The 10,059-nt window shown below is 43.6% G+C and carries 5 protein-coding genes; 1 reads left to right on the top strand and 4 read right to left on the bottom strand.

The genetic code is table 11. The features are described 5' to 3' along the window. Positions 1-18 precede the first annotated feature (18 nt). Entirely contained in the window at positions 19-1,176 is a 1,158-nt protein-coding gene (locus GWG06_RS25350; protein ID WP_160716965.1) for a glycosyltransferase family 9 protein, read from the top strand. 637 nt (positions 1,177-1,813) lie between these two features. On the opposite strand, the gene GWG06_RS25345 is transcribed toward GWG06_RS25350, so the two are convergent. The 4 genes from GWG06_RS25345 to GWG06_RS25330 form a co-directional block, all read right to left on the bottom strand. Next, complete coding sequence (locus GWG06_RS25345; protein WP_160716963.1) at positions 1,814-2,485, bottom strand: hypothetical protein; 672 nt, start codon at positions 2,483-2,485, stop codon at positions 1,814-1,816. A gap of 1,086 nt (positions 2,486-3,571) precedes the next feature. Then, positions 3,572-3,955: a nuclear transport factor 2 family protein gene (locus GWG06_RS25340; protein WP_160716961.1), complete on the bottom strand. Its 384-nt coding sequence runs from the start codon at positions 3,953-3,955 to the stop codon at positions 3,572-3,574. A gap of 712 nt (positions 3,956-4,667) precedes the next feature. Continuing rightward, a complete protein-coding gene (locus tag GWG06_RS25335; RefSeq protein WP_160716959.1) occupies positions 4,668-6,371 on the bottom strand; it encodes a RagB/SusD family nutrient uptake outer membrane protein in 1,704 nt (567 codons plus the stop codon). A 10-nt stretch (positions 6,372-6,381) separates the two neighbouring features. After that, on the bottom strand, positions 6,382-9,507 hold the full coding sequence (locus tag GWG06_RS25330; protein ID WP_160716957.1) for a SusC/RagA family TonB-linked outer membrane protein: 3,126 nt from the start codon (positions 9,505-9,507) through the stop codon (positions 6,382-6,384). Between the last annotated feature and the right edge of the window lie 552 nt (positions 9,508-10,059).

The raw sequence follows: 10,059 nt of genomic DNA, 5'->3' as shown, positions 1-10,059 counted from the left end.
CCTGTTAAAATTAATAATATGGAGAATAATCAATATCAGCACACACTGAACGTTATTTTAAACAATAACCGGGAATTAAAGGAAGCCAGTATCAGAAGAGTACTGGTTGTTTATGAAGAGGTGGAGTTTTTTATTGGAGATACCTGTATTCTCTTTGACAGATTCAGGTTGTGCCGGCGTTTTTTTGGAGAACAGATACCTATTGACGTCAGTTGTCTGAATAAAAAATATACTGCATTGTATGAGAGCTTTTCCCGGAATAATCCTCATGTAAACAGTGTTAATAGCCTCGGTTACGAAGATATTGATTTTACATCTTATGATGTTGTGGTCTGTATTGCCTATGACGAAGAACTGTTGCTGAAAGCGCTGCATGTAAGATATGGAGAGCGGTTTCTGGCTGATGAATGCAGATTGGCAGTGTTTTCATTTTCCGGATTGTTGCTTATCAGAGGAAGAAACCTGAACATTAAGTTCCCTTCGTATGAGAAACTGTTTTCATTTCTTCAGAATGTATTGGAAGAACCACATGAGCTGTATCTGGCGCCGGAAGAGCAGGAATGGGCAGATACATGGCTGAAAAATCAAAATCTGAAGGAAGGTGAGCGGCTGTTGATATTGCTGGACTCATCTTCCAGCAGGGAGAAGCTAATGAAGGTGGAAGTGCATTTTGAGATATTAAGGTATCTGCTTAAGCAGGAAAATGTAAAGGTGTTGATCTTTGATGAAAAGAATATTGGAAAGGAAGAGTTTTATAAGCAATGGCTTAGCAGCAGGCTTATGAAGAAAATAATATTCTCAAAAGGAACACAGTTAAGAGAATCTATTGCGATTTTAGGCTCCGGGTATACAAAGATGGTATTGGGCCCATGTACGGGGCTGGTTCATTGTGCTTCCGCCATTTTTAATAATTACGTCAAAAATGGTATGCCGGTGAGTAACGTTCCTTTAATAATGACGTATACGGGAAAATGGGATGCAGACTCCTGGTGGGGAAATGCGCCGTTAGTAAACTGTCTGTTACTGCTGGATCATGAAGGACATGCACAGCTGAGAACCCTTTCTTCACTGGATCCTGCGGTTAGAGCTGATTATCATGACAGGCTTACCTGCAATGAATACGCTTCAGAGATGATTATCAATTATATCAGTGAAAGGATGCAGGGAAGTGTGTAATAGTTTGATGGGTGATGTTACTTGTTAGATATCAGATATTTACCGGGGACACACTCAATAAGTGTGTAAACTTAAAAATCGGGGAATTTATAGTTGTCGCGGTTCTCCATAACCGGTCTGCTGCAGCTATATTTTCTGACTTACTTGAAATAAGGCTGTACCGGGATAAACGCTATATTCATTTTCTTCTTTGGTCCAAAGTAGGCATCACTGGAATTTGCGATGAAAGGGTTGTTAGTTTTATCTGCATCGAATCTGGCGCCGCATGACGATATACTATGATAATAATAACAGTAATGCTTTCTGCCTCTGGATGTGCTGACGGTCAGTATGCGCCCGCAGGATGGACAGGTAAGGAAACCGCGGAAGGTAATGCGTCATCGGAGGTTAGTTTGATGCGTTGCTTCCTTTTTCTTCTAATCGTGTTTTAGTGGTTACAAGGTCACTTCTTCCTGCTGCTATGATTCCAATATTTGCCATATACAGGAAAGAATCAGTGCATTTAAATTAATTTTTCATTTCTTTTCCTTGTACATTTCTCAGTATGAATAATAATGCAGCTTATGAGTGAACCGGATTTCTATTAAAAAAATAAATTTTAATGACAGCGAAAATTACCCCTGAAGCTACTTTGTTATTAATGTTTAACAGTTAATTGACTCGTAAATTCCCAGAAGGCATCGAATGCTCTCTTTACACTAATTGTTGCTTCTCTATATTCTTCATCTGTGAATGAAACATTTTCCAGTGAAAAATCATCCGACCCCATGGTGTGACCAATTTCACGACTTAAATGGTGATTACCCAGGAATAGTAATTCATTTAAGTATTCAGGTTTTTCCCTTTTTAGTAATGAGTTGATACACGTAAAAAAAACATTCCCTGTTGCTTCAATTACTTCAATAACAGCCAGTTTTACCGGTGCGGACTGTTTACTGGTTAATTCGATTAGTCTATAGATTAATATCCGGGTGGAAGAAGACTCTTCAGACCACATATTTCGCAGGTATTGGGTGAGTGTGAGTTCCTTATCAAACCCTAGCGTCTCAAGGTCCGACAAATACCATTGCCAATGGTTTGCATCTTCTTTCGCGTGGTTTGTTACCGCTTCTTCGAATTCGTTTTGGTGTTCTGTAAATGGGAAAACGAACTTGTTTAGATCGCCAAAGCACATAATAAAGTAAGCTATGTCAGGAAGAAATGAAAGTTTTTCCATTAAATTGATATTTGGTTCTTCCAAAGATTTAAAGAATGGGTTTTCTGCATACTTTAATTTGAGATATGCTATAAGTTGTGTGATGTTTTCCATGAATTATTGTTTTAGGTAGTTTGAAATTTATTTGCCTGGATAAATACAATGTGGAAGGGATATATACCTGCGAATAATGATGCTGACTCTCAAAAGAGTAGGTCATTGTTGCATAAATACCAGTTTTAAATTCCCGGGCTTTTAATGACTTTATAGAATTGAGGTTTAGTTAGCTGAAGCATTCTATTAAGGATATTACGGCTGATTATAGCCTCCATCTTTTTATTTGAGAGAGTTTCGGATGGCAATCCAGATCCAATAATGGTTTGATATCTGAACATGACTGTTTCGGGCAAACTATATTTGTGATGACATTTTGATACCTTCTATACTTTACGTTCTTTACATCCTTATGTCTTTGACAGTTTTACTGTGATATGACGGAAACGGTTTAATACTCTAGTTTATAACAACATTATGCTGTGGAGGGATAATCTGTTTTTATCCAGCATTATATAACATGCTATGGACTTTCATTTTATCATAATCCCTATCACCGTTAAATTTATTAATAGGATACACTACTGTCGTTATTTAATCTTTAACAACCCACGTATCATCTGCTCGTTGGTTGTCAGATTACTAAATAGTATCTGTTGGCTAGCAGCATCCATTTCCGGATGTAGTTTCATCCATATTCTACGCTTGACAGCACCATATTTAAGTACTTTCCGTTCTTATGCTTCATATACTATCAGTCCCATAGCACAATTGGTTTCCATCCCTCTGTTTTTACATAATCTTTCATTTGGTTAATAAATTAAGCTTAAAAGCCAATATCATTTTTTATCTATTATGACCCGAATGGAAACCTTAATAAATAAGCAAATTGTTATAGTTGAAGTTACTAAACTAATTTGCCTTTGGGTAAATTTTCAATGCTCTATCCGGGTGATTCTTAGCCCCTTTTAGATGTTTTTCAAATGAAAATTTCGTTCCCATACTTTATACAGGTTAATCAGCGTTTAGTTTTTATACAGTAAAACTGAATGTTTTGAATCTGATGGAGGATCGGCAGGAGGTAGTTCCTCCTCCGGTAATGGCGGAGGAGGTAGTGCTGGTCGGGTATTGGTATTCAATTATTTCTCACTGTAATTCTTCCCGATAGGAGATCTTATCCACGATCAGCCATTTCCCGTCTAACTTTACCAGGTTAAACCGGTCAATGAACCGGAAGGTGGCAAATGTCAATTGTACATGGGCAGCCCCGGTATCTCCATCCCACGTATATGAAAGGAGTTCGGGCCGGCACTCCTGTAATGTTGCCTGGGCAACCAGGTCCAGGTATTGTGGCAGTGTCCACTGCACCAGCTTCCTCTCTATAATGGTTCTGATGTACGCATCGGGATGAAATGCTGCACGGAGCCGGTCGATGTCTTTTACCGGACGTCCCTGAAGATAATCGTTAAGCGTAAGTAGTATCAAATGCTTTTCGTCTTCTACGCCGGTTTTTTCTGATAAAGTTTTCATGATCTTGCCAAAAAATTATTGGTTTTTAAAAGCGCTCCAATGCATAGCTGGTATTAAGCGATTGCAATCCGGAGTAAAGAGTTTGCTGATGGTAAGGTACTATTGTCTGTCTTTTCGCAATTACTGTTTGTATTATCCGGTTAGTAAGTTGATGTTCTCAACTTCCTTTATCCAATTAAATCTGCCTGGATAGAATATGCCGGATGGTGTTGTGTTTGATGAAATAAAGGTATGATTACCCGTTGTTTCATCAGTTGGTTTTATCAAAGCAATAATTGTGAAATTCAAAGAATTGGAAGAGTAGGGGGCTAGGGAGTATAAGTACCGGTCCGTTAAAAAAATCGCTATTTGAATTTTAATAAGGAGTTTGACAGGAAAATTTATGTTTTTGTTGCTCTCAGATTATCCGGTTTTCTGAATTATATATGCCGGATGCCAGGTACAAAGGCAGCGCAGCATCTTTTTTTATCTTCATACAGCACTACACCAAACTGGCGGGCATCACCTTATTCATCAATTCCAGGGTATTGCTGAATTTGCACATATCATTCAGCAGGCCGGGCTCCGGTTGACAAAAAGGATTGACCTGTCGGTTTCAGGAGAAAGTATCCTCGAAGTACAGAAAGTATAAATCCTGCCTCAAATACAAAAGGATACCGCAACTCAGGGAAAGGTTACGGTATCCTTTTACAGATCAGCAAAAAGTATCCTGCTAATACCCCTTATTCTGTTCCAGTACAGCGCCTGTATTCTGTGTTATCTCAGTCGCCGGTATCGGCCACAGGTTATGGAATGCTTCAATCGTCAGACCTGACCTGGGATTGTATTTTTTATCACGGTCATACAACAGCCCAAGCCGGGTAAGGGTTACCGCCCGGAACTCTTCCATGTACAATTCCCGCAGACGTTCATCGAGGATGTAATCCATATTTATTTCTGCCATGGAGACGGGCGTAGCTTGTGCCCTGCTCCGCAACACATTTATATCATCTGCGGCTTTCTGTTTTTCTCCTTTCCCCAGATAGGCTTCCGCTCTTAACAGATAGGTTTCTGCCAGGCGGGCCATGTATTTCTGGATAAACAACCGGGAGGCGCCATTCAGCAGAAATCCGCCAAACGGATTGGTTACATTGGTAAGAACCGCCGGACCGGCTGCAGATATAAAGTCGCCTGCTGCGGGAGATGCTTTCCTGATAACCGGATAAAAGTTACGGATGGTATCTCTGAAGTCCGCTGGTTGTACCTTATCCTTATAACCATCCTTTACATACCATTTGCCGTAATCGGGAGAAGTGGCTGGTACGCCGGAGATCCGGATATCCCGGACGATATTATAGGAAGAATTACGGATATCACCGGGTGTCCAGATATCGTACAGGAAGTGGGAGGTAGGCCGTATCCAGCCGATGCCGTTGGAAGATACGCTGTCCACGAATTTGGCATTGAAAAGGATAGACATTTTAGTTTTAGTGGTAGACTCCAGAATTCTGACGCCTGTTAAACCGGGAACTACTGCCCAGGCGGTCTGATCGCCTACGGAGGCAGAGTTGTTCAGGGCGGTTTGTATCACCAGCAGCCCTTCGTGATTACCGCTGCTATAATTCTGGTTGTTGTATTCAAACAGATCGCGGTAGGCATCGCCGGGCAGATTGGCTCTTCTGCCAAACCGGCCGTTCACCAGCGATAATCCCGGAAAATTGATAACCCCTGATGCGCTGGTAATGGCGCCATCATAATCTTTTAAAGAGATGAGCACTTCGGTGAGGGTATGCTGGGCGATCTGTTTATTCACTGTACCGTCGGGTACCTGGTTGATGTCTGACAATAAACTGATCGCCTGCAACAGATCTTTTTTACATTGCTGGTATACAGCCTCCCTGGTGGCGCGTACATAATCGTACCGCGGAGCGGAAAGCTCATTCAACTCAACGGGCACGCCACCGAACAGGTTGGCCAGTACGTTGTAGGAATAGGCTCTGAAGAACAAGGCCTGACCGAGGAAACTTTTTTTATCAGCATCACTCAGCTGGGTGGATTTATTCAGCTGGCTGATAATCAGGTTCGCATTGGTGATGATCTTGTAGTAGGCCGTCCAGATATTCTGCGGAATAAAATAGCTGGGCACCATCGTGGCTTTGTATGCATTTAACTTGGCGGCAGGCTCATAATCAGTAGCGTTATAGGCGAAGTCGGTAGCGTAGTATAACCCGAAATAGGTATCCAGGTTCATATTACCCATGTAGATGTTCCTGACACCGTTGTACAGGTTGTTGGTGGCCTGCTGATACTGGATGGATGTCTGCAGGGAATTGTCCGGCGTATAGATAGAGAGCGGATCTTCATCCAGAAAACTTTTGCTGCAGGAAGATAATGCCGTGCTGATGCCAAGCAGGTATATGATGATTCTTTTTTTCATGTCTTAAAATTTAAAAGGTCACGTTTACGCCCAGTGAAAAGCTCTTCATTACAGGATAACCATTCTGATCCAGGCCCATGCCGCCCGGCATTCTCAATCCCAGGGAGGACCGCTGACTGGCAGGAGGATTGGATTCAGGATCCCATCCGTCCCATTTGGTGATAGTCAGCAGGTTTTGTGCATTCACATATATGCTTGCAGCCTTCACTACTTTCAACCGGCTAAGTATTCCTTCCGGCAGTATGTAGGTAAGGGTAACATCCTGCAGGCGGATAAAGCTCCGGGAAACGTAAGGACCAAAATTTTCTCCCAGCGTGGCTACATAGGCAGCAATGCTCCTGTAGCGGGAGTCAGGGTTGTTGGGTGTCCAGTAGTCGTATACGAAGCCGTTGTTGTTCCGGATATTATCCGGATTCAGCAGCATGATGCCCGGTGCTCCCAGGTATCCGTTCTTACCACCCTGAATGGTGTTGATAAAGAATTTTAACTGGAATGCCTTGTACTGGAAGCTGTTGGAAATACCCAGGCTGTAGGAGGGATCCAGTCTGCCCAGTATCTGTTTATCTGCCGGTGTAATCTGGCCATCGCCGTTTATGTCCTCAATTTTATATTGACCGGCTTTGAAGCCCTGTGCGGCAAGGCTGGCAGGAATCTGTTCTCCCAGCTGATACATACCGGTAATTTTGTAGTCGTACACCACCCCGTAAGGCTGACCGATAAAATAGCTCAGGATAGGATCCGCGCCATTGATGAGATCATTTTTAGTACCGTCTATATCCAGTACTTTATTCCGGTTCCGGAAGAAATTAGCGGTTACTTCCCATTTGAAGTTTTTGTTGCTGACCGGTACGCCTGTGATGTTCAGCTCCTGTCCTCTGTTCTGAATTTTTCCGATATTGATCAGGAAGGTGTTGAAGCCTGTGATGGTAGGGGTAGCCCTTGAATTCAACAGGTTTTCGGAGTTGGAGAAATACAGGTCAAGTGAACCGGAGAGCCGGTTGTTAAAAAAGGAGAAGTCAACGCCGGTGTTAAAGGAGTGGGTGGTTTCCCAGCGCAGGCCTGCATTGGGAAGCTGGCTTAAATAAGAGCCCAGCTGGGCGCCGCCGGAGCTGCCGTATAAATAGCCATTCGATAATCCAACGCTCATCTGGGAAAGCGTCTGGTAGCGGCCCACGGTACGGTTACCGGTTGAGCCGTAGGATACTCTCAGTTTCAGGTCGTCGATAAAGCTGGCAGCGGTAAGGAATTTTTCTTCTTTTAAACGCCACGCAAAAGCAACAGAGGGGAATGTAGCCCATTTGTTTTGCGCGGAGAAGCCGGAAAAGCCATCTCTTCTGACGGTACCGGTTAAGATATACTTTTTGTCGAAAGAATAGGAGAGCCTAGCCATCTGATAAAGCGCCTGTTCCTGCCAGGGCAGTGTAGCCAGGTCGTTTGATACGGTAAGGCGTGCCGGATCTCCCACATCCAGCCTGTTATAGGATAATACCCCATTGGTAATACCGCCGGCGGAGGTGCTGGTGCCGTCATGTTTGTTTTTCTCTGCTCCATACAACAAGGTCAGGTCTACACCGTGTTTTCCAAAATCCCGCTTATAGGTAAGGATGTTATCCAGCGTCAGGAAGTAATCCGTCATGTAGGTTTTATAGGCGGTAGCTTCCACTGAAGGGGCGTTGTAATTAAACCGGTTGGCATAGATGTAATTGTTCCCGAAGTTGACCCGGTAGTTGAGTCCTTTTATATACGGAATGTCTACGCTGACAAAAAAGTTGCCTAATATATTCAGATTACGGTCAAAGTCCCTGGATCTTTTGAGTACCTCTAATGCAGTAGGTGTGGTTGTCTGTGCATAGAACTCCAGCATTTTGCCTGTCTGCGGATCAAAGGGCAGGTTGAATGGTTTCAGCTGCATGATGTCGGAAAAGGTGGGAGAAACACCGCTGAAGTCATTGATGGAAAGTCCTGTCTGTGCGCCTACCGTCAGCCAGTCGGCTGGTTTGGCTTCCACATTGAGTCTTACACTGTTTCTCCGGTAGTTATCATTTTTGATGAGGTTCAGCTGGTCAAAATAACCATACCCCAGATAAAACCGGATCTTTTTTGACCGTCCGCTGATACCGATGTTATGGTTCTGGATTCTCGGAGCGCCATTGGTCATTAAGTCCCACCAGTTGGCTTCATAGCCGTTTTTATAATTGTTGCCTTCGATGCCCGGAAGTTTCGTGGTAGGGTCCCAGTTGGGATTCATCTTCGTCATATCGTTGGGGTCGCGGCTTTCAGACAGGTACCAGTCCCCCAGTTTCTCTATATACTGGGCGCCGGATGCAGGCCTCATACTTTTTTTGGTCATTTCCTGTATGGAATAGGAACCGCTGTAATCGACGGTGAGTTTGTCTATCCCGCTTGCCCCGCTTTTGGTCGTAACCAGCACTACGCCGTTAGACGCCTGGGAGCCATATACGGCGGCGGCGCTGGCATCTTTCAGCAGGTCAATGCTGGCGATATCGGAAGGATTGATGGAAGTAAGCGATCCTCTGTAGATCAATCCATCTACTACAATCAGCGGAGAAGTGGTACCGGAGATAGAGTTCCGGCCCCGTACCATCAGGGTAGGATCACTGCCTGCCCTGGTAACCTGTCCTACGGTCAGCCCCGGAACAGTACCTCTCAGCGAGGACATGACGTTGGCATTGGGCGATTGTTTTTGTACCTGGAGGTCTGCTTTGGCTACAGATCCGGTCACATCCTGTCTTTTTCTGGTACCATATCCGATAACCACCACACTACTCAGTTCACTTACAGAAGAAGATAATACAAATGACAGCGCTGAGTTATGTCCCGGAACTATTTTATATCCTGCAAATGATTTTGCGTCAAAGCCAATCATGCTTACATTGAAGGTGTAGCTGGCGGCGGGTAAGTTTTTAAATGCGAACTTTCCGATGGTATCAGAGATGGCGATATTCACCCGTTTGCCGTTGGCTGATGCTTCCACGGTGGCGCCGGGAAGCGGTGAGCCGCTCTGATCGGTGACTACCCCGTTCACACTGCCGGTATTACCTTGTCCGTAGGAGCTGGAGAATACAGCACAAAGCATCAGGGTGATCGCAATGCTTGTCTTCACTATTCCTCTCATAAAACGATTTTTTTGGTATTAACTGTTAGAAGATAACGTGATGTAAGGCTGCAGCGGCTCCCTGCATTCGCTGCTGTTCTACTGCTTTCGGAAGTCCTTTCCATAATGTGGTTTTTTACGTGAATAGATGTTGGTTTTAGTTTTATGCAAACGATTGCATGTTTCATCAAAAAAAATTTACTGCTCCGGTGTAAAGCTGACCATGTTATTATATTGTCCTGTTATTGTTTGTGACATCAGTATACCTTCAGGCACTATTCTGGTTGTTTGTAAATGCACTATTTCAGTTGATAACAGCTATCTCCGGGATAAGGATCCCGTCGGAATACCTGGTTTGTAGGTTGCATCATCGCCCCGTGTTTTATACAGCAGCATCAGGAAGTTATCGAATAAATTATATCGCAGGTAGCAAGTTGCTGATACGGGTAAAATAATACCAGCAATTGCTCAATTTGTATACAAAATCGTTTGTGAAAAAGGGTTACAGCAGCAGGAATGAGGCGTCCGCGGAATTAGGACGGTAGCTGTGCGGACACGTAAAATCCATTTGGG

Source organism: Chitinophaga solisilvae (genome assembly GCF_009928525.1).
GTDB classification, from domain to species: domain Bacteria; phylum Bacteroidota; class Bacteroidia; order Chitinophagales; family Chitinophagaceae; genus Chitinophaga; species Chitinophaga solisilvae.
The sequence above is the reverse complement of the archived record's forward strand: the minus strand, read 5'-3'. Positions and strand labels throughout refer to the sequence as shown.

What these genes read in the sequence shown, in the direction of transcription:
- GWG06_RS25350 (WP_160716965.1), top strand. Translation starts at nt 19, where the DNA reads ATGGAGAATAATCAATATCAGCACACACTGAACGTTATTTTAAACAAT.
- GWG06_RS25345 (WP_160716963.1), bottom strand. Translation starts at nt 2,485, where the DNA reads ATGGAAAACATCACACAACTTATAGCATATCTCAAATTAAAGTATGCA.
- GWG06_RS25340 (WP_160716961.1), bottom strand. Translation starts at nt 3,955, where the DNA reads ATGAAAACTTTATCAGAAAAAACCGGCGTAGAAGACGAAAAGCATTTG.
- GWG06_RS25335 (WP_160716959.1), bottom strand. Translation starts at nt 6,371, where the DNA reads ATGAAAAAAAGAATCATCATATACCTGCTTGGCATCAGCACGGCATTA.
- GWG06_RS25330 (WP_160716957.1), bottom strand. Translation starts at nt 9,507, where the DNA reads ATGAGAGGAATAGTGAAGACAAGCATTGCGATCACCCTGATGCTTTGT.